This is a genomic window from Vibrio sp. 10N.247.310.17 (genome assembly GCF_041466605.1).
Lineage (GTDB): Bacteria > Pseudomonadota > Gammaproteobacteria > Enterobacterales > Vibrionaceae > Vibrio > Vibrio tasmaniensis_A.
The window spans coordinates 17,776-39,229 of sequence record NZ_JBFSTC010000015.1; the positions used below are offsets into that span (position 1 = coordinate 17,776).

Here is a 21,454-nt window from a genome sequence, read left to right on the forward strand (position 1 = left end):
AATAATGTTCAACATCAACCGAAGGAGGCTAGATATCCCCTTCAAAACAAACAACACTCGTTCACCCTTACTAACGTGAGCTGAATTTTATCTCTGGAGAAACACATGAAAAAATTAATGATCATCGCGGCACTATCGCTAGTAGCAACAGGTTGCGCTCAACAAACTTTCGTAATGGCCCCTCAAGAGAGCGAAGCAACAGCACCAACAACTGAAAAGTCACACCACTTTTTCATCAACGGTCTAGCGCAGAAAAAGCAAATTGATGCAGCTAAAGTATGTAACGGTATCGACAACGTTGCTAAAGTTTAAGTTCAAGAGACATTCGTGAATGGTTTACTAGCAGCCGTGACTTTTGGTATTTATACACCACGAGAAGCACGTGTTTACTGCAAAGCTTAACTCGTCGTTATTTGTCCACGAACCGACTGACGACACCAAAAGTTTGGTCTTGAAAGCTTCTTCCTGACATTCACGTTAACGCTACAGAGTAGTGTTAGTGAGTAGTCGCTTATATTGGGCGAGAAATTACACTCAATTGAGAAGCTAAAACTAAAAAACCGCCCACAGAGGGCGGTTTTGATTCATTTGTTAGCGTGTGACTTACTTCGTTAATCCGTTAACAGCTTACTCCGCTAACTGCTTCAACAAGAGCTCTGTCGGGCGAACAATCGCGATGATCGATTCGTCGTAGATCTTCGCTGATTCAGACAGTATCGTTTGATAGGCGTTCGCGTCTGATGCTCGAACTTTTTCACCCGCTTGTGCTTTAGCAATCAAGGTTAACGCCAAGTCTGCGACTTCCGCGGTTTTCTCAGCGACAATCACAGTTTCTACTGAGGACACATTGCCAGCGAAGACAGTTTTAGCCGCAAGTGCAGCCGCTTTTGCTTGTTGATAATGCTCTGCAAGTTGCTCAAGCGCTTGTTGATTACCCGTCGCGACTTCACTGACCAAATCTTGCATCTCATACACGGCGTAGCTTTCGACTGGCAGTGCATCAACAAAACGATTTAGACGCTCGTATTGGCTGTATAAAGTGCCCTTAGGTTCAGTAAAATTCCACTTTTCCCAGTTACGTGCATAGTACTGTGCTGGTTCTGTGTACTTGGCAAGCACGCGCAAGTCGTGGATATCTTGGCCTTTCGCAATGCGTTTTAACAACATGTCAGCATCCGCATGATGACGAAGTCCAACCGACACTTCAGACCATGTATCCATCGCCTTCATACGCTTATACATGCTGCGTTCGTCCGTCAATTCCGCATCAGACCAGAAGCGCTCTGCAATCGCATAGCTGCGTGGCCATAGGTAGTTTTCGACTGTGAGGCTATCTTTATTTTCTAGCCACATGGTGATCTCGCCGCCCAAGATAAGCTCTTTTTCTTTATCCGTTAATTCTGCTGGGTAACCGCCATTTGGTTCAGGAATCACGCTGCCTTCAACATCACTGCTCGCAATCACTTCACCTGTAGTTGGCCAACGCACATTACCGACCAATTGGTAACTGCCTTCGGCAAAACCCTTTTGATTCAGGTTTAGGTTGAATTCGGTGTACGACATGAAGTTATCGAAGTGGCCAACAAAGGTTTTACCCGGCACATAATCAAGGATTAAGATCTCTTCGCGAGACTTGCCGTTGTAATCACTGAATGCGCGGAAAGTGCCGTCTTTCGCTTCAATGATGGTCAGTGTTCCCTTACGTGGGCCGCCTTTTGAACGTGGCTTCTCCCATTGATACGTGACGAACTTTTCGCCACTGTGCAGTTTATCGTCAACAGTAATGCCACTTGGCATTGGGTCATTGCGATAGTGGTAGCTCGTCGGCTGAGGTTGATCTAGGTAATAACCCGTAGAAAGAATACCTGGGTAGCCCTCTTTCGCCGCACGGCCAATGCTGTCGTGCCCTTGCCAGCTTTGAATCACGATCGAAGTCGGCAGATCTTTATGCCAAATCTCATCCCAACCCGTCATCTTCTTACCGCGCTCTTCGAGCATCTTCTCAACTTTTACATTGAGGTAAGACTGCAGACCACGCTCGCCATCGATATTGTTCTCTTCAATGAACTGTTGATGCTTTTCGCTGTTTTTCCACTGCGCGTAATTCGGCTCATCGCCGCCGATATGGAAGTACTCGTCTGGGAACAGCTCGGTCACTTCGTCAAACACGTCACCTAGCATCTCATAGACTTCGGGGTTCAGTGGATCCATGAGCGGTTCAAACACGCCCCACCCACGTTCTTGGTCGTAGCTTTGACCTTCACCGCCCGACATCAAGCGTGGGTAAGCGTGCGCCACAGCAGAAGAGTGGCCCGGCAAGGAGACTTCAGGAATCACACGAATACCAAGGTTACGAGCATACTCAACTAGGTAACGAACTTGGTCTTTGGTGTAGTAGTTGCCATCGGCGGTTTCAGACCACAAACGCGGCCAAGATTCAGTTTGAATACGAATACCTTGGTCGTCCCAGAAGTGCCAATGGAATACGTTCATCTTCGCCGATGCCATCGCATCTAATTGACGAATCAGCACATCGAATTCAATGAAGTGACGTGAAGTATCGTAAGAAACACCACGCCAGCGGAAGCGAGGCTCATCGACAATGGTTACGGCAGGAATATGGTAGCCAGTCGCCGTGGTTTCAACGAGCTGTAAAAGGGTTTCGATGCCGTGAATCGTGCCGTATGGGCTTGGAGAGCTCAGCGTGATTTGTTCACCCTGAGTGGTAATTTTGTAGGACTCTATAGAGTCGATGTTCTGTACTTCAGACTTTGGTGCTGCGTCGATATCTATGATCAGGTTCGCTTGGTCTTCGCTATCCACTTGCCAATTTAGAACCGGCACACCCGTCTGGCGCTCAAGGCGATCAATAAAGCGTTTCGCCGTGTATTCAACGCGATCAGAATTAAAGCCTTTTATGTAAACCTTGAAGTTACCGTCGACCTTAACTTGCCCAGCTTGCAGCTCGACCGTTTGTGGGTACGGCATTAAATTTAGATCGGTATTTGGAGCCATTGCTAACGCCATTGGGGACACTACTGAACCTGAAATCAATAGGGATAATATAGTTTTTTTCATTATTAGTTTTCCTATATAAATATGGTTCTGTTTTGTTTATCGGAGGCGATTCACAAAACAGAACCATCAGCCACTGCTGTTGCTCGTTATCTCTGATTCGAAAGCTTGTTATCGCTAGTTCAAAAGCTTATTGCTCGTTAACAAGAGCGACCGCTTCACGAACCAATACTGCAATCTCATCCCATTGCTCGTTCTCGATCATCTTTGGCGACACCATCCAAGTACCACCACAGCACACCACGCGATCCACTGCTAGGTAGTCATTCACGTTGTGTTTACCGATACCGCCCGTTGGCATTAAAGACACATCAACGTATGGCGCTAGCAGAGACTTCACCATGTTGATGCCACCAGACGCTTCTGCTGGGAAGAACTTTAAGAAGTTAAGGCCAAGCTCTAGCGCTTGCTCTACTTGGCTTGGATTGTTTACGCCCGGAACGATTGGCATACCGATCTCTTGGCAACGTTTTACAGTATTTGGATTTAGGCCCGGAGCCACGATGAATTCGCTGCCCGACTCTTTCGCAAGGTCGATCTGCGCTGGCGTTAATACTGTGCCGGCACCGATACACATCTCTGGGTACGCATCGCGCATCGCACGAATCGCGTCTGCTGCCGCTTCAGTGCGGAATGTGACTTCAGCAACTGGCAGACCGTTTTCTACCAACACTTTTGCCAGTGGAATTGCGTGTTCAACCTTGTTGATTTGGATAACAGGGATAACTTTGAATTGCTTAAGTTTGTTGATCATTTCTTGAGACATAATAATTCCGCTTTTTTTTTATTTTTTTATCAGTTGGCTCATAGCGCTCACGGGGATGATCGCGCCAGAGTATTGAATAACGATGGAAGCCAGTTGGTGGCCAAGTTCGGCTGCGTCAGTGGCGCTCTCGCCAGTAAGACGCGCAGCTAAATAGCCCGCAGCGAATGAATCGCCCGCAGCACAGGTGTCGACCACGTTAGAAACACGAGTCGCTGAGACATAATTCTCAATAATGTTGCCCTGTTCAATTTGAACAATCTTACATGGCTCGCAGCCACGTTTGATGACGATCTCTTGGCAACCCAAACGAAGGCAGCGTTGTTGAACGCTCTCTGAATTACCCCAGACAAGCAGGTCGTCGTCTTCGGTAATCAAGGCGATGTCCACCAGCAGCAGTAACTTGGCGTACCAATGTTGAGCTTGTTCAGTGCTCCAAAGTTGCGGGCGATAGTTATTATCAAAAATCACCTTGCCGCCTTGGTTTGAGAACACACTAATCGCTTTGAATAGGCGCTCACGAGAGGCATCATCCAAGATCGCGATGCTGATACCGCTGATGTAAATCGCATCGACTTGTTTCTCTGTCAGGGCGATTTCAAGCTTATTCAGGTTGTCGGCTTGCTTGTTTAAGTTATCGATTTGAAAGTAAGATTTTACTGCCGCATCGTTGCGCCAGTAGTGAAAGTGTCGCTCGCCCGTTTCATCGGTTTCGACCATGTAGAGTCCAGGCAGCTTGTTCGCAATGCATTCAACGAAATTGGTTTGAATACCCTCTAGCTGCCAGTTATCAATCATATTTTGAGACAGTTCATCGTTACCAAGACCTGTAGCGTAATGAACAGAGAGGTTTTGATGTTGGGTTAAGCGAGAAAGGTAAAGTGCGGTATTGAGCGTGTCACCGCCGAATTTTTTGGTTAATGGAGAGCCGCTGATTTCGACCATGCACTCGCCAAAGAAAGCAATATTGAAGTTAGAAGATGCAGGCATAGCAGATCCTAAAATAGAGAGATAAATGGGGAAGAAGGCCCTACCGAGAAGCAGAGCCTGAGCTAGCTAAACCACTCCACAACTTGTTGTACTGAATTTGTTGTACTAACTAGCTGTGGAGCGTTTTAGATTAGCTTGTTTGATTTGCAGGACGTTGAGAAGACGCGTCTTCTTCAAGCACACCTGAGTCTGACAATTCCATTTCCATCAGAGCGCGCTCGTCATCAAGAATTGCTTTCGCCATTTCTGGTGTCACTTGGTTAGCCGGAGTACATAGGCTTACCAGCACACCAGCCGTTAGAGCCACTAGACAAGAAGGAATCACAGGGTTGCCCCAGAAAGCCGTGTAGTCTGCATTTAGCATTACGACAAATGAAGCCACAGATGCACCCGCTAGCGTAGCAAGCGCACCTTGCCAGTTGTAACGTTTCCAGAATCGACCCAACATACCGCACACAAACATGCCCGACATTACGGTTGAAATCATTTTCGTGATGTAGCCAATGATGTCGTTTGACGTTAGTGCGAACAACAGTGCAAAACCAATTACCACAATCAGTGCCAAGCGAGAATAGTTCACCATTGACTCTTTGTTTGGTACGCGGCCAGTGAACATCACGTAAACATCACGAAGTAGGATAGAAACACCTGCTATCGCATCTGAACTTGCGCTCGACATGGTTGCAGAAAGACCCGCGATAAGAACAATCATGCCAACGCCAACCGGAAGAACCGTTGCGGCAACATAAGGGAACGAGTAGTTCGCATTATCCAATGATGGGTCAATGGCATGTGCTGCCATACCGATGATTGCAGGGATGATTGAGAAGAAAAGGTACAACACACCCGATGCAACAAATGAGCGACGAACCGTTGATACATCTTTACCTGAGTAGATACGCTGACGGAATGAAGGCGTCGCCAGTACACCTACACCAATAACCACAGCCAGAGAAACAGCAGGCAGAAGGCCCAGTTTATCGATTGCTAAAAAGCTCGTAGCAGCAGGGTCCATCGCAGCGTAAAGGTTATCCATGCCGCCGATGTAATCAACTGACATTACCGCCATCAAGATGAAGCCAGCAAAAAGAATGATAGCTTGAATGGTATCGGTCCAGACAACCGCGGTGTAACCACCGATCACCACGTAAATAGTGAATGCCGCTGCAATAATGATTTTCGCTAGGTTGAGATCGATGTCTGCAATCCACGCTAAGTACATGCCGCCACCTAGAATGTGGGCGCCTAGCCAACCAATTGAAGCGACAAAGATCAATACACCTACAACGTTTTTCACGATGCGGTTAGCGCCAACATAGTAAGCCAGCTCTTCACTCATGGTCATGAAGTTCAATTTACGAACCGGAGCAAACCAAAGTGCAAGTAATAGGATGCCTATCGCACCACCAATGCCGTACAGAGCACCTGCCCAGCCATTTGCGTAGCCGAAGCCAACCGCACCCATACTTGAACCCGTACCGACCATCGTCGCTACTGTTGTACCAAGTACTAAGAACATAGGTAGGCCACGGCCACCTAATAAGAAATCTTCGCCAGATTTTTGATTACGCGAGACAAACCAGCCTAACCAAATTAAAAATAATACGTACACGCCGAAGCCTGTAAGAAAAAGTGTGCTGTTCATTTGACACCTCTCAGTGAAATATTGAGTTCATTCTTGAACTTTATTTATGATTCATTCATTTTATATTTCATATAATTACTTTATTGATTTTATCTTTTTTAATTAAAGTAATTTTTATAAATGTAGGGTGAGAGTATTAAAGGATAATAACAGGGATGACTAACCCCTAATACTCTCTAAGTAGGTAATTGTGATTAGGTTATTACTATCCGCGATCGGCGCGGTAGCAAGTCACATCTACTTCAACCTTCACGTCTACAACTAAGTCGCAAACCATGCAGATACGAGCCGGTGGGTTAGCACCGAAGAACTCTTTGAATACCTTATTAAAAGATTGGAAGTAACGAGAATCCGTTAGCACAACCTTTACGTGCATTACGTCTTCTAGGCCGTAGCCCGCTTCAGTCATAATATCGACACAGTTTTGGATCGCTAGGCGAGACTGGTCAACAATGCCACCCTCAACCACTTCACCATCTGTCATCGGTGTCTGGCCAGAAACGTATAGGAAACCACCTGCTTCAGTTGCACGTGCAAATGGTAAATGTTGTCCGCCTGTACCTGTACCGCCTTCAACACCGTAACGTTTAATAGTCATTTTTTAACTCCACTTATTTATAGATAATATTGGGTTTATAGATAACATTGGCTTTATAGATAAAATAGTTTCTATTCCAATATATTTAAATTAATTCGCCGTTTTTATAATTATCTGAATTTAATAAATAATTTAAATTCTAGTTTCGGTAAATAAAAACGCCTGAACGATTATTTCTTACTTTTCCTTGCTGGTAAGTTAACTCACCATTTACAAATACACTTTCTATTCCTTGAGCAACTGAAATAGGATTTTCAAATGTTGCTGTGTCTTTAATATTCTTTGGATCAAATAAAACTAAATCGGCAAAGGCACCACAGCGAACTTCGCCTCGGCCGGCTAAGTTGTAACGCTCAGCCGACATTCCAGTCATCTTGTGAATCGCTTCTGGCAACGAGAACAGTTTTTCGTCTCGGCAATAGTGACCTAGCACTTTCGGGAAGGTGCCCCACAATCTTGGGTGTGGATGCGGGTCATTAGGTAAACCGTCTGAGCCAACCATGGTCAGTTTGTATTTCAATACGCGCTTTACGTCGTTCTCATCCATGCAGTGATAAACCGCGCCCGCTGGTTGAAGCGCTTTTGCTGCGTCCATCAAGGGTAGGTTCATTTCATCAGCAATCTGCTTAAGCGTTTTGCCTGCATGTTCTGGTTTTGCTTCAGACCAAGTGATGAAGATGTCGAAATCGTCAGTCACTTGTTTCAAATCTAATGTTGAAGAGCTCGCTGAGTATGGGTAGCAGTCGCAAGACACATCTTGGTGCTCAGAAACCTTGTCCATTAAGTCGAGTACTTCAACGGTTCTACCCCAGTTCCCCGCACCTGCACATTTAAGGTGAGAGATAACAACAGGCACTTTTGCGTATTGTCCTGTCTCAAACGCCTCTTCCATCGCGCTTAAGATCTCTTCAAATTCGGTACGCATATGCGTGGTATAGATGCCGCCGTGACTAGAAAGCACTTTCGCTAACTGCATCACTTCGTTGGCATTCGCTTGTTTAGCGCTGGCGTAAGCCAAACCCGAGCTCAAACCTAATGCGCCTTGTTCCATCGCCAAATCAAGGTTGGTTTGCATCGCTCCGATTTCGTCTTCGCTTGCAGTGCGCTGCAGGTCGTCCATCACTTGGTTACGTAATGTCGTATGGCCGACTAACGCTGCAACGTTTACTGCGGGTTTAGCTTGCTCTACCGCTTGTGCATACGCGGCGAAAGTTGGGTATTTAAAGTCAGCCTGCGCACCTAAAAGATTCATTGGGTCAGGTGGATCGCCAGCCAAAACGGTTGGTGATGCGCTGATGCCACAGTTGCCAACAATCACGGTTGTAACACCTTGGCTGATCTTAGGCAGGCAGTCTGGGTAACGAATTACGTTGGTATCGTCATGTGTATGTACATCGATAAATCCAGGAGCCAATGCTAAGCCAGCTCCCTCAACCAACTGGCCACAACCTTCGTGATCGATTTGACCAATTTCGGCTATTTTTCCATCTCGGATTGCTACATCGGCACAAAACGATTGTTCGCCGGTGCCATCAAACACCTCTACATTTTTAATTATCGTATCGAACAACATTTTTCACTCTCTCAATCCACTGTGTTGATGGAGCTATATTAGAAATTCAGCCGATTATTTTCAGTGACAAAACACACATAATATTTTAATTTGTGTGATAGTTTCTACCACAAAACAGATTGTGGATATATTTAAACATTAAATAACAACAACTTAAATCATGTTAGGAATCAGTAATGAAACATAACCCTGCACATAAAGATGTTATAAAGTATCAAAACGATAGTTTTATCTTGACTGAAAAAGGCCAAAAAGGGAGAGCAATATCACAATCTGAGAACGGTATTTACCGACTGGTTGATGAAGATATTTCGCTCCCGGTAGCAATTATCAAACAATCCGCCTTAACCAATAACCTGAATTGGATGCAATCATTCGCCGATCACCATCAGGTTAAATTGTCGCCACATGGCAAAACATCAATGACACCTGCTTTTTTCCGCCAACAACTAGAAAATGGCGCTTGGGGTATTACAGTAGCAACGCCTGCACAGGCAGAAGTTGCCGCTATGGCGGGTGCAAAACGAATCATCATGGCCAACCAATTGGTGGGTAAAACCAACATGGCGATCGTTGAACAGCTGATCAGTGAGTTTGATGTCGACTTTTACTGTTGTGTGGATTCTTCGGTAAACGTGCAGCAACTTAACCAATATTTCTCTAATACAAAACAGACACTAAAAGTACTGCTCGAATTTGGTGTACCGGGCGGTCGCTGTGGTTGTCGTTCACCACAAGAAGTTCTAGAACTGGCTCAGACTATCCAAGACACACCAGCCCTTTCGCTGGCAGGTATTGAGGTATATGAAGGTGTGATTCACGGTGACAATGCCGAGCAAGACATTCGTACCTTCTTAAATCAGGCGCTCACTTCAGTCGAAAGCCTGGCATCAGATGGCCTAATTACAGGGCAACCTATCATCACGGGTGCCGGCTCTGCTTGGTACGATGTGGTTGCAGAATGTTTAGCAAACCTAACCGATTACTTGGCGATCATCCGCCCGGGTTGTTACGCGATTCACGATACTGGGATCTACCTAGACGCACAAAGCAAGGTGTTGCAACGTGCCCAAGTAAACCAAGGTTACGCGTGTGAATTGGGTGGGGATTTAGAATCGGCACTTGAGGTATGGGCGTATGTAATCTCTCGTCCGGAGCCAACGAAGTTAGTGGTTGGGCTAGGCAAGCGTGATGTAGCCTTTGATGCAGGTTTACCGATTGCCGAGCGCGGCTATCGCAATGGTGAAGCTATCTCAGTAAAAGGTCTCACCGCGACGGCTGTGATGGATCAGCACACCTTTGTTGAAACCGATGGTTCTTCTGAGATTGAAGTGGGCGACATGATTGCTTTCTCGACCTCACATCCGTGTTTAACCTTCGACAAATGGCGCTACATTGCCATCAGCGATGACGACCATCAGGTAACAAACTGGGTGGAAACCTGTTTCTAAATCGAATTCTCGATAAGCTAGAATCAGCGAAACAATAAGATATACTAACGGGGCTAAGCTTTAGCGACCAATGACTAGGTATTAGCAAATAGCCCCATCAACAAAGGATCAGGATTCTTGAGTTTAGAAGTAGATATCATTTCACAGATAACAGAGCGTTTCCCTGTTCTTCGCGATGCAGAGAAAAAAGTCGCCAAGCTGATCATGGACGACATTGATTTTGCTGCTAATGCCAGCATCACAGAGCTAGCCGAAGGTGCGCAAGTGAGTGAAGCCACCATCACACGTTTTGCTAAGGCGATCGGCTGTAACAACGTGCGTGATATGAAGATTAAGTTGGCTCAGACACTAACCGTTGGCCAGCGCTTTATCCTCGAGCCTGTTGACCAAACGGGTTATCAAGGTATCTACGAATCGATCAAGCAGAGCCTAGACATCAACCGCACTCTGTTCAAAGAGCAAGACGTTGAAACCGCAGTCAGCTGGCTGCATAACGCCAGACAGATCATTGCTATCGGCATGGGTGGCGGCTCGACTATCGCCTCACAAGAGCTGCAACACCGACTGTTCCGCTTAGGTTACCCAGTGGTCTCTTACAATGATGGTTTGATGTCACGTATGGTTGCCGCGACAGCGGATGCCAATGATGTAATGGTGATGATCTCCGCGACCGGTTTTACACCAGTGATCACTGAAACGGCAGAGCTGGCCAAGCAGTATGGACTTAAGATCATAGCGATTACCCCACAAGACACACCGCTGGCAAAGATTGCCGATATCTTGTTACCCATCAAGCATATGGAAACCGACTTCATCTACAAGCCGTCGGCGTCTCGCTACGCAATGTTGGCACTAGTAGATGTGCTTTCGATGGGCATGGCGGTCAATCACAAGAACCGTTCGCGCGACAAACTGCGTCGCTTGAAGGTTGCGCTTGATTCCTACCGAGGCGGTGGCGATAGACAGCCTCTCGGTGATTAACGAATCAAGGATAGAATGAGCTTAAATTCACGCGCGCGGCAGTCTTTCACAAGCTCGTATAAGCTCATTTCTAATCCTGTGATTTGGATACCAGCATCCATTAGTCGACGGATTGCCAGATCCTTGTTAAGCGCCGTTCTTGAACTAATACAGTCGCCAACTACCTGAACATTGTACCCAAATTCCAACAACCCCATTGTGGTTTGATAAACACAAATGTGAGCCTCAATACCACACACTAACCAAGTATCCACGTCCTTGGCTTGCACCGCCTCAACAAACTTAGGCTCATCACACGCGTTAAAGGTAAATTTTGGTATCGGCTTAGCATCACTCAATAGGTCATTCAGTTCGTCGACCGTTGCACCTAGCTTCTCTGGGTTCTGCTCCAAACGAATAATTGGCAGCCCCAAAATCTGCGCTCCTTGAGCTAACTTTCCGCAATTAGCAATCAGCGTATCGCTCTCATCAACAAGGCGTGCGAGCTTGCCTTGTACGTCCACAACCACCAAACCTGTGTTTTGTTTCGTTAGCATGTTTATTCCTTGTTTTAAACAGCCTGACTCACTAAGCAACCTGATGTGTATTTTTTCTACTATGTAACGATTCAGCTTACAAAGCCATACAGTAATACATACAAGACTACGGAATAATACTCACCAACGGTCGAAAGGTCGCAAAATAAAAATGATTGATACTGGCATGACATTTAAGAGTGAGTAACAAAGATGAACAAGATAACGAAATCAGCATTAGCACTGGGTTTAATCAGCGCAGTTTCTCTTCCAGCTTTAGCAGCAGGTACTGACGGCGGTGCGTACATTGGTGGCGGACTTAGTGTCTACCAAGATTCTGACACAGACGGTCACGGTAGCTTAGATTCAGATGGCATGGGCTACAACCTATACGGCGGCTACCAATTCAACCGTATCGTAGGTGTTGAACTTGGCTACACAGATTACGCAAACTACAAAAATAGCGCTGAAAAGCTGTCTCCGACGTCTGTTTCTTTGTCAGCAAATCTTGGTTACACATTCGACAACACAATCCGCCCATTCGTATTGGCTGGTTTAAGCTCTGTTGACCTAAACGCAAATAAGAGTGCTGGTTACGCTGATGACAGCGGTACGGGTTTCCACTTTGGTGTAGGTGTTGAATACACGCCAATCGAACACCTAACGCTACGCTTAATCTCGCAAGCGGATGCAGTAAGCGTAGACGACACGGTCCAATTTAGGAACTCTCAGATATCAGCTGGTGACCACACGCTTGCCTTCAACAGCATTAGCTTCGGTGGCTCATACAACTTCTAATGTGATTGAACCAAATAAAATAAGCTGAACATACTAATTCACTTTGCTGTTCCACCTTGTCATGAAGGTCTCTCAGTAAAGTGAATTTTTTGTATCTACACACTTTAGCGTCATTTCACTTTAGCCAGTTTATCGCTCAGCGCCTTCTATTTGAGCTTTATGCAATGATATTAGAGCTTTCTTGGTAGCGAGACTAAAATAAAGGGATAAGTGACACAGGAAGACAATACCTATGAATCTACCACGCTTAAACATGTCGATAAACAAGCTGCCCTTTGTGTTGGCTGTGTATTATCTGCTTATCATCAACATCCCTCTCTCCCTAGAACTGTTTAGTATTGTTCAGGCATCAAAGTCTGAAAGTGTCGCGTTTCTTATATCCATCCCGCTCTTCTTCCTTGCTGCTTTTAATTTCATCTTCCAAGTCTTTAATTGGCCGATATTCTCCAAACCGTTTTTCATCTTATTACTGATCACCTCAACCTTAGTCAGCTACAGCATGTTCAATTACGGCATATTCGTCGACTACGGGATGATAGAGAATGTGTTTGAGACCAATAGTGGTGAAGCAGCAAGCTATGTAAGTACCCACTCCATCTTATGGTTACTTGCCATGGGCGGTATTCCATCGATCATCCTGTTGTTTACCAAACTTGAAAAAGAATCTTGGAAAGATTTCTTTGTCTGGAAATCGATTGGGCTGCTCTCTTCCTTGATCGTCATTGCCATTATTGCCGGGCTTTTCTACAAAGATTACGTATCGATTGGTCGTAATCATTCGCACATCAAAAAGATGATCATCCCGACCGAGTATGTGTCATCAACGGTTAAATATATCAATAACACCTACATAAAACAGCCCATCCCTTATCAAGAGTTAGGGTTAGATGCGAAGCAAACAGCACAAGCCAAAGCGGCAACCAAACCAACATTATTAGTGTTTGTTCTTGGTGAAACCGCACGCGTGTACAACTACCAATATCATGGCTATGAGAGAGAAACCAACGCTCATACCAAGCCTTACAACCCGATATTTTTCTCTGATGTTCAGTCGTGCGGAACAGCCACCGCGGTTTCTGTGCCATGTATGTTCTCGAACATGAATCGCAGCAACTACGATCGCGACAAAGCCTACAACCAAGATAACGTGGTCGACATGATGAACCGCGCGGGCATTCACTCTATCTGGCGAGAGCATGATGGGGGAGACAAGACGGTCGCACACCGAATCAAAGAGATGACGCTCGTCGCAAAGGACAGCGATCCATTCTGTAATAACGACGTATGCTACGACACAGCTATGCTAGAGAACTTCGAACAAGATACTCAAGAACTCAAGCAAGATAGCATCATTTTCTATCATATTTCGGGGTCTCACGGGCCTACTTACTTTGAACGTTACCCCGACGAACATAAGAAGTTTACGCCAGACTGCGCTCGCGCTGATATTGAAAACTGCACCAAAGAGCAAGTGGTTAACACCTACGACAACACCATCTTGTACACAGATTTCTTTCTCTCACAGGCTATTCAAAAGCTAGAGAAACTCACTGATAAGTACAACGTGGCGCTGATGTACATTTCCGATCATGGTGAATCTTTAGGGGAAAACGGCGTCTACCTACATGGCATGCCTTATTCATTGGCACCGAAAGAGCAAACCCATGTGCCTATGATCGTGTGGATGTCTGATGGTTTTGCCGAGCAGAAAGGGATAAACCAAACCTGCTTGAGAAAGGCAGGCAAAGAACAGAGCTTCTCCCAAGACAATCTGTTTGACTCACTGCTTGGTCTAATGGATGTACAAACTAAAGAATATCGAGAGAACCAAGATATTTTTGCTTCTTGTCGCTAGTGCTTTTGCTTATGTAAACCATCGGAAAACTCAAGTTGCCTGAGCAAGCTCTCCTCAACTTCCCCTAAAAAGAAAAGACCTCGGTCTTTTTTTTTTTCGTCGCTAACATGGAGCCAGAGTGCTAATTTATAACGACGAAACAATGAGCTACATTTAATAGACACAATAATGGAAGAGTCCGTCGTGCTCCAAAGACCAACCTGTCTTATTAGACTTAATCTCACTCACATCGCTCATTGAGCTTACCAAGATTAAGCTCAGTTCAATACGGCACCTGAATGGCGCCTAATATCAATGTTTACGTCATATCATTAAGGACAAATGAATGGACGCTTTCATAATTTCAAGCTGGCAATTTTCTGAGGGTGTGGCACATGAACACACCACCAGCCCAGCCTCATTCGAGCAATCAACTTGGTATCACTGCCAAAGAGATGCTGACGGTTTGAGAGAATGGCTCCACAGTAATACGGTTCCAAATGCCATCATCGATTCATTACTCACCGATGACACCCGCCCTCGGTTCGAACAGTTTGGCCACGACTGTTTTTTGATGATTCTGCGAGGCATTAATCTAAACGAAGGGGCTAACCCTGACGACATGCTTAGCCTACGCATCTTATGGTACAAAGGCACTTTAATATCGACACGTAAAGTTCCTTCAAAAGCGGTCAGTAATCTGATATCTGATCTCATTCAAAACCAAGGCCCTACATCATTACCTGATGTGTTGTTGGGCATGATCCGTGGAATCAACCACAGTATTTCAACCTTCCTAGCACCCGTCGAACTATTAATTGACGAGTTAGAATCTAAATCCAATATCGACATAAGATCCATTAACGCTCTACATTCAAGGCTACTCAGACTAAGGCGTTATTTGAAGCCACAGAAATACGTTTTTGAAGATTTAATGAGTGACCTACCTGCACCATTGAGTAAGCACAACAGTCATATAAAGAACAGCCTTGATACCATCCTGAGAATTAACGAGTCTGTTGAGTTTTACATCGAACAAATTAATGTATTTTTAGCGAGCCTAAGTCAGCAACAAGCTGAAAAAATGAATAGAAATACGTACCTATTTTCTATCATTGCAGGTATTTTCCTCCCTGCTGGGTTTTTCACCGGTTTACTGGGTGTCAATATCGCTGGGATACCCGGAACAGATAACCCAATAGCATTTCCACTATTTTGCATTGGGCTGCTCGTGGTCGTAGCGGCAGAGGTCGTTATTTTGAAAAAATTGAGGTTTATTTAATGGTTGAGTTTTTGCAATCCAATATGTGGCTTAGACAAGTAGTTTTAGGTTTACTTCTTATCACTGTGTATTGGGTGATCAAACGCTTAGGTAAGAACTGGATAGAAACATTAGCGGAAAATAAGCGTGTCGAATTGAAGCGAAAGCAGTTCGTGATTAAGTGTTTCAATATTGTTCTGTTTCTACTCTTCATCGCTGTGTTTACGATTGTTCTTAACTTGGGTTTTGGTGATATTTCGCTGTTCTTATCATCCATATTTGCGGTGCTGGGTGTCGCTTTATTCGCGCAATGGTCCATTCTAAGTAACCTCACAGCCAGCGTACTAATATTTTTTGTCTTCCCTTATCGCATTGGCGACAGAGTAAGAGTCGCGGAGAAAGACGAAGACATCAGCGGTGTGATCATCGATATCACCATGTTCCACGTTATTCTTCGACACAGTTCGGGTAACATTATCACCTACCCCAACAACCTGATTTTACAAAAAGGCGTGATAAAGGTTTTGGTTGAACCTGAAGCAAAAAGTGAAGCTTCAATAAGGTAACAGGCCTAATATGCCAAACAAGTTGGGTTAACGATTGATGTGTATGGAGGAGTGAGATCAGAGTAACCCACTCTTTGTCTATAACGCACATTCTTTCTATAGCGAAGGCTCTGTCTTTTGTGTCCCATTAGCCGCAAGTTTTATTGAGTTTAGATTTGCGACTAAATATACTGGAGACACCATCAGACGGAGGACAAAAATGAATAATAAAAACAAACATATAGTTTTAATTCATGGTCTATATATGCCTGCGTTGATCATGCAATATCTGGATAGAAACTTCAAAAAACGCGGCTTTACAACGCACAAGTTTGCCTACAACTCGCTGCGTTTCCCTTCTGCAGCCAAACGTCTCAATCGTTTCGTGAATGCTCGTTTTAATGAGTATGATGAGGTCTATTTTTTCGGTCACTCACTGGGTGGCTTGCTGATTCGTCATTACTTTAAATTCTACCAACCACACTTCGCCGACACCTGCATTATTACAGCAGGCACTCCGCACAATGGGGCAACCATCGCCAAAACACTGTCTAATCATGGGCTTGGATTTATATTTGGTTCGAGCAAAATGATTTTAAGCGATGGCTTGGGTGACTACGATATTGATGTGCCGATTGGCGTAATTACTGGCACCTACGACGCTGGCGTAGGACGCATTGTATTGGGAAGAAATCCTGGGGATGGCACAGTAACACTCGAAGACGCCAACCTGAGAGGAGCCACTGATACTTACGCCCTCAAACTCAACCACACAGCGCTGGTCTACTCTAAGGAAGTCGTAACACTGTCGGCTCAGTTCATTGAACACAGAGCTTTTAAGGACGCTTCATAGCTTTTTTCAGTAGCTTTGCGCGTTGACTCCTGTATCGAGCTCTTGTTCTCTTATTTGTGATAGATAAAAACAAAAATACCACTCTGCGATAAGAGTGGTATTCGAAGATCCATTGCTGGAAATGAGCGCTTGCTATACTTTCTATACTTGCTACAGACGATTCACTCGGGTTGGTAAGAACACCTCGCCCAACATGCATCGCACCGAACCACCGCCGATGTCTTCGATCGTTTTCACGTTAAATGGTAGTAGCTTACCGTGTGTCGAAAGCTGAGCTAACTGAGCTGGAGAAAACGCATCATAAGCCGATTGAGACATCGCGATCACCTTGTCGCCATTCACAGTTTCAAGCTGAAGGATGTTGCCACAAAAACGATTCATCTGATCGATTGAGATAGAGATAACTTGCTTGTCTTTGGCAAGAGACTTCACAACAAAGCGGCGCTCAAACTCTGGGATCACTTCATCACAGATCACGCAGAAATTATCGCCAATCGCCATCATCACATTGGTATGGTAAATCGGTTGACCAGACGGTAATGCCGTTTGGAACGAGACCACGCGAGAATAGCCAATGCGCTTCGCGTAATCTTCCAATACTTCGCGGTCACAACGTTGTGAAAGCGCAGCATAAATGGTCTTGTTGATATGGTCGATCACCATCACGCCTGTGCTCTCTAGATAAGAACCTTGAGCAACGTACGACTCCATAGACTCACTGTGATTAACAATGCGACCAGACGCTTCCAACGCTTCAATAAGTGCATTCGGCTTAACTTCATTTTGACGGTTTTCACACGCCATAGGGAAAGTGAATAGGCTTCCATCACTACAAGTACTGAACCAGTTGTTTGGGAACACTGCGTCAGGGGTTTCAACACCCAGTTCCGGATAATCAAACTCTACAACTTGCACACCTTCTTTACGTAGCGAAACCACCATAGCCTTAAACTCGGCCATCGTTTCTAACTTTACCTCAGCTTCAGTCAGATCGACTCTGTGCTGAAACTCGTTATCACGGGCTGTTTCTTCGTTAAATTTAAATTCTTTTGGCGGCACCATAACAACGCAATTTGCGTTTTGAACATTAGTAATATGCAGTGATTTTTTGTGTAGGTTTAACATTTTAACCGTCCCTATCTTTTATTTACCTCAGAATTGTAAACAACTTGTTACGACAAAATTCACTGAAAATCACAATGATTTGAATATTTATCCCAAGTAATTACTGCGAATTTTAGATTAGTCGGTAATTTTTACTGCAAGATAACAGCACATCAGAAAGAACCAACTGTATGCATATTCGTTAAAGAATTTACTGGATAAATATTCTCATTTCATTTTTCAACTCCACACGAGTTTTGATTACAATTTAATCCATTTAACGTTAGGATTATCACCGTTGCATAACCATCAATTACGTTTGAAATAAGCTTAACTTTTCCTGCCTAATTCAATCTAAAATTAGCTTCATGAAAGACACTCTTTGGAAGTGTTCTGTGTCGCTTAAACTAAGCACTTACATAAGAACTAAACAAAAATCCATCGAATGGCTTAATACTTATAAGAACGCGTTGGCACTTATATAATTTCAAACTAAAACTGAAAAATTCAAATCAAGACTATAAAAACAAAGCTGCACATCGAGTGCTCTAGCTCAAAGATGCAGTAGCTTATAAAGGGAAAACTATGTACAAGAAATTTGAAGGCTTTACTGAAGCCTTTCCAAAGGGAGAGCCGATACAACCTCCTACTGGAATACTGGCATTTTGCCGCCATTACACACGAGGTTTTGAAAAGCCGTTGATCTTGCTCGGATTGATGAGCATGACCATCGCGATCATCGAAGTTGCGCTGTTCGGTTACATGGGTCAACTGGTTGACTGGCTATCAACCAGCAACCCGGACACTTTCTTAGCAGACAACGAGTCGACACTGATGGGGCTCGGCGTTCTGCTGTTGGTCGTGATGCCAATCTTGATCAGTGTTTATTCGCTATTGCTTCACCAAACTTTGCTAGGCAACTATCCAATGTCGATTCGTTGGTTAGCTCACCGCTACCTTTTGAAGCAAAGTTTGTCGTTCTATCAAGATGACTTTGCCGGACGTGTCGCGACCAAAGTGATGCAAACCTCGCTCGCGGTACGTGAAACCGTGACCAAAATGGTCGATGTGTTTGTCTATGTGACGGTTTACTTCACGGCGATGCTATTCATGCTTGCAGAATCAGATTGGCGCTTAATGGCTCCAATGTTGATTTGGTTGTTCATTTACGTCGGCATTCAACTGCACTTCGTACCAAAGCTGAAAGACGTGTCTTCAGAACAGGCGGATGCACGCTCGTTGATGACGGGTCGCATTGTGGATAGCTACACCAATATCGCAACGGTCAAACTGTTCTCACACAGCAAAAGAGAAACCGAGTACGCTGAAGAAGGGATGGAAGGCTTTCTAGACACAGTCCATCGCCAAATGCGCTTGGTTACTGGCTTCAACATCTGCGTTGAATTTGCTAACTATCTATTGGTATTCAGCATTGCCGGTATTTCTATCTACCTATGGCTAGACAACGCGATCACCGTGGGTGCAATTGCGATTGCGGTCAGCTTAGCTCTGCGTATTAACGGCATGTCGAAATGGATCATGTGGGAAATCGGTGGTCTGTTTGAGAACCTAGGTACCGTAATTGACGGCATTAAAACTCTGTCTAAGCCTATCGCTATCGAAGACAAGAAAGACGCAAAGCCTTTGGACGTTCCACAAGGCGGTATCAACTTCGACAACGTGAGCTTTAACTACGGTGAGAATAAGGGTGTGATTAACAACCTAAACCTCAACATCAAACCGGGTGAAAAAGTCGGCTTGGTTGGCCGTTCAGGTGCAGGTAAATCGACCCTAGTTAACTTACTGCTGCGTTTCCACGATGTAGAAAGTGGTCGCATCCTGATTGATGACCAAGTGATCTCAGATGTCACGCAAGATTCACTGCGCAGTAACATCGGCATGGTGACTCAAGATACCTCACTGCTGCACCGTTCGATCAAAGACAACATTCTTTACGGTCGACCAGAAGCATCAGATGAAGAAGTGTATGCCGCAACCAAACAGGCACACGCGCACGAGTTCATCGAAACCCTAACTGACCCGTTTGGCAACGTTGGTTACGATGCTCAAGTGGGTGAACGTGGCGTCAAGCTTTCTGGTGGTCAGCGTCAACGTGTCGCTATCTCACGTGTACTTCTGAAGAATGCTCCGCTGTTGGTTCTAGATGAAGCCACATCAGCACTCGATTCTGAGGTTGAAGCTGCGATACAAGAGAGCTTGATTGAACTAATGGAAGGCAAAACGGTTATAGCGATTGCACACCGTCTATCGACCATTGCCGCAATGGACCGTTTGATCGTACTCGACCAAGGTAATATCGTCGAAGAAGGCACGCACCAAGAGCTGATTACACAAAATGGTATCTACGCTCAATTGTGGAATCACCAGACCGGTGGCTTTATTGGTGATGATCTTGAACAGACAACGAGCGCTTAATTTATATTCCATTTTAAAAGTGCGGCGTAATTCACACCAAAATGTTAATTGGCGGTAAATTACACATGGCAGAATGTTATGTCGTAATCATATAATGACATTAACAGCAATGACGCTTCGCTTGCGCGTTCTGGAATAAGGCTAGACTTCGGGGGGAGGCTAGCCTTTTTTATGTCTGTTATTCTTCGCGTCTTTCTCGTCTGTTTTCATCGGTTCTATAAACTTCGTCGATCCTTTTGTTTTTTTCTTGGCATTTTTTTCTTAAAATGCGCGCAGTATTCTTTTTAGAGATCAACCATGAACAAAAGTGTCTTAACTAACGTTATTGCGTTAGCGCTGCTTGCTGGCGGCTATGTGACAGCAAACCAATACTTACTTTACGCAGGCTTATTCGCCTTTTCTGGTGCCATCACCAACTGGCTTGCGATTCACATGTTGTTCGAGAAAGTACCCGGCCTATACGGTTCTGGTGTTATTCCAGCACGCTTTGAAGAGTTCAAGGCAGCCATCAAGCAATTGATGATGGAACAGTTCTTTACTGAAAGTAACATCGACCGTTTTCTTAGTAGTGAGATGACAGGAAAGTCACTCAACCTAGAGCCTGTGATCAAGAAGATCGACTTTAACCCTGCATTCGAATCGCTGGTGCATGTTATCGAAAACTCACAGTTTGGTGGCATGTTGGCGATGGTTGGTGGTACAGAAGCACTGCAGCCAATGAAGGCGCCATTTGTTGAGAAGATGCAAGAGTCTGTGATTGAAATCAGCAAGAGCGATTCGGTAAAAAATGCTATCAAGGATGAACTTGAATCGCCTGCAATGATGGATGAAATTAAAGAGAACATTGAGGCGATCATCGATCAGCGCTTGAATGAACTGACTCCAAAACTGGTTAAAGAGATGGTTCAGACCATGATCAAGAAACACCTTGGTTGGTTGGTCGTTTGGGGTGGGGTATTCGGCGGTGTGATTGGTTTAATCTCTGCCGCAATTACGCTGTAAGGCGGAGAAGTTTATCCGATTGCTCTTTAT

Annotated in this window: 17 protein-coding genes and 1 pseudogene; 10 read left to right on the forward strand and 8 right to left on the reverse strand. The window is 44.9% G+C overall.

Annotated features, from left to right (window positions below; all coding sequences use genetic code 11):
• Positions 1–105: 105 nt before the first annotated feature.
• Positions 106–402, forward strand: a pseudogene (locus AB6D80_RS06825) (Bor family protein).
• 225 nt (positions 403–627) lie between these two features.
• Here AB6D80_RS06825 and AB6D80_RS06830 read toward each other — a convergent pair.
• The 6 genes from AB6D80_RS06830 to AB6D80_RS06855 form a co-directional block, all read right to left on the reverse strand.
• The gene (locus AB6D80_RS06830; protein WP_372188111.1) at positions 628–3,078 is read right to left on the reverse strand and encodes a family 20 glycosylhydrolase; all 2,451 of its coding nucleotides are present in this window, start codon (positions 3,076–3,078) and stop codon (positions 628–630) included.
• Between the two features lie 127 nt (positions 3,079–3,205).
• The gene (locus AB6D80_RS06835) at positions 3,206–3,841 is read right to left on the reverse strand and encodes a bifunctional 4-hydroxy-2-oxoglutarate aldolase/2-dehydro-3-deoxy-phosphogluconate aldolase (protein WP_017084927.1); all 636 of its coding nucleotides are present in this window, start codon (positions 3,839–3,841) and stop codon (positions 3,206–3,208) included.
• A gap of 18 nt (positions 3,842–3,859) precedes the next feature.
• On the reverse strand, positions 3,860–4,828 hold the full coding sequence (locus tag AB6D80_RS06840; RefSeq protein ID WP_372188113.1) for a sugar kinase: 969 nt from the start codon (positions 4,826–4,828) through the stop codon (positions 3,860–3,862).
• A 130-nt stretch (positions 4,829–4,958) separates the two neighbouring features.
• The gene (locus AB6D80_RS06845) at positions 4,959–6,473 is read right to left on the reverse strand and encodes a sodium:solute symporter family protein (RefSeq protein WP_102447303.1); all 1,515 of its coding nucleotides are present in this window, start codon (positions 6,471–6,473) and stop codon (positions 4,959–4,961) included.
• 205 nt (positions 6,474–6,678) lie between these two features.
• Positions 6,679–7,071 (reverse strand): RidA family protein, encoded by a 393-nt coding sequence (locus tag AB6D80_RS06850; protein ID WP_004732497.1) that lies wholly within the window; start codon positions 7,069–7,071, stop codon positions 6,679–6,681.
• 139 nt (positions 7,072–7,210) lie between these two features.
• Positions 7,211–8,644 carry an amidohydrolase family protein gene (locus AB6D80_RS06855; RefSeq protein ID WP_372188114.1) on the reverse strand — a complete coding sequence of 478 codons (1,434 nt, stop codon included), beginning with the start codon at positions 8,642–8,644 and terminating at the stop codon, positions 7,211–7,213.
• 176 nt (positions 8,645–8,820) lie between these two features.
• On the opposite strand from AB6D80_RS06855, the gene AB6D80_RS06860 reads away from it, so the two are divergent.
• Positions 8,821–10,095 carry an amino acid deaminase gene (locus AB6D80_RS06860; RefSeq protein ID WP_371996290.1) on the forward strand — a complete coding sequence of 425 codons (1,275 nt, stop codon included), beginning with the start codon at positions 8,821–8,823 and terminating at the stop codon, positions 10,093–10,095.
• Positions 10,096–10,212: 117 nt separating this feature from the next.
• A complete protein-coding gene (locus tag AB6D80_RS06865) occupies positions 10,213–11,076 on the forward strand; it encodes a MurR/RpiR family transcriptional regulator (RefSeq protein WP_065206557.1) in 864 nt (287 codons plus the stop codon).
• Here the strand turns inward: AB6D80_RS06865 and AB6D80_RS06870 are convergent.
• On the reverse strand, positions 11,073–11,612 hold the full coding sequence (locus tag AB6D80_RS06870; RefSeq protein ID WP_371708115.1) for a hydrolase: 540 nt from the start codon (positions 11,610–11,612) through the stop codon (positions 11,073–11,075). The genes AB6D80_RS06865 and AB6D80_RS06870 overlap by 4 nt on opposite strands.
• Positions 11,613–11,804: 192 nt before the next feature.
• On the opposite strand from AB6D80_RS06870, the gene AB6D80_RS06875 reads away from it, so the two are divergent.
• The 5 genes from AB6D80_RS06875 to AB6D80_RS06895 all read left to right on the forward strand — a co-directional run bounded on the left by AB6D80_RS06875 (position 11,805) and on the right by AB6D80_RS06895 (position 16,882).
• Positions 11,805–12,389: a porin family protein gene (locus AB6D80_RS06875; protein ID WP_371708116.1), complete on the forward strand. Its 585-nt coding sequence runs from the start codon at positions 11,805–11,807 to the stop codon at positions 12,387–12,389.
• A gap of 232 nt (positions 12,390–12,621) precedes the next feature.
• Positions 12,622–14,244: a phosphoethanolamine transferase gene (locus AB6D80_RS06880; protein ID WP_371708117.1), complete on the forward strand. Its 1,623-nt coding sequence runs from the start codon at positions 12,622–12,624 to the stop codon at positions 14,242–14,244.
• 325 nt (positions 14,245–14,569) lie between these two features.
• Entirely contained in the window at positions 14,570–15,505 is a 936-nt protein-coding gene (locus AB6D80_RS06885) for a CorA family divalent cation transporter (protein ID WP_371694815.1), read from the forward strand.
• Positions 15,505–16,050: a mechanosensitive ion channel family protein gene (locus tag AB6D80_RS06890; protein ID WP_009845990.1), complete on the forward strand. Its 546-nt coding sequence runs from the start codon at positions 15,505–15,507 to the stop codon at positions 16,048–16,050. The genes AB6D80_RS06885 and AB6D80_RS06890 overlap by 1 nt, the downstream gene beginning before the upstream one ends.
• 199 nt (positions 16,051–16,249) lie before the next feature.
• Entirely contained in the window at positions 16,250–16,882 is a 633-nt protein-coding gene (locus tag AB6D80_RS06895) for a triacylglycerol lipase (protein WP_009845991.1), read from the forward strand.
• 150 nt (positions 16,883–17,032) lie between these two features.
• On the opposite strand, the gene AB6D80_RS06900 is transcribed toward AB6D80_RS06895, so the two are convergent.
• On the reverse strand, positions 17,033–18,007 hold the full coding sequence (locus AB6D80_RS06900; protein ID WP_009845992.1) for an arginine deiminase-related protein: 975 nt from the start codon (positions 18,005–18,007) through the stop codon (positions 17,033–17,035).
• A 564-nt stretch (positions 18,008–18,571) separates the two neighbouring features.
• On the opposite strand from AB6D80_RS06900, the gene AB6D80_RS06905 reads away from it, so the two are divergent.
• Both AB6D80_RS06905 and AB6D80_RS06910 read left to right on the forward strand, forming a co-directional pair.
• On the forward strand, positions 18,572–20,422 hold the full coding sequence (locus tag AB6D80_RS06905; protein ID WP_371708119.1) for an ABC transporter ATP-binding protein: 1,851 nt from the start codon (positions 18,572–18,574) through the stop codon (positions 20,420–20,422).
• 297 nt (positions 20,423–20,719) lie between these two features.
• Positions 20,720–21,424, forward strand: coding sequence for a DUF445 family protein (locus tag AB6D80_RS06910; RefSeq protein WP_135383534.1), 705 nt, complete (start codon positions 20,720–20,722; stop codon positions 21,422–21,424).
• Positions 21,425–21,454 lie beyond the last annotated feature (30 nt).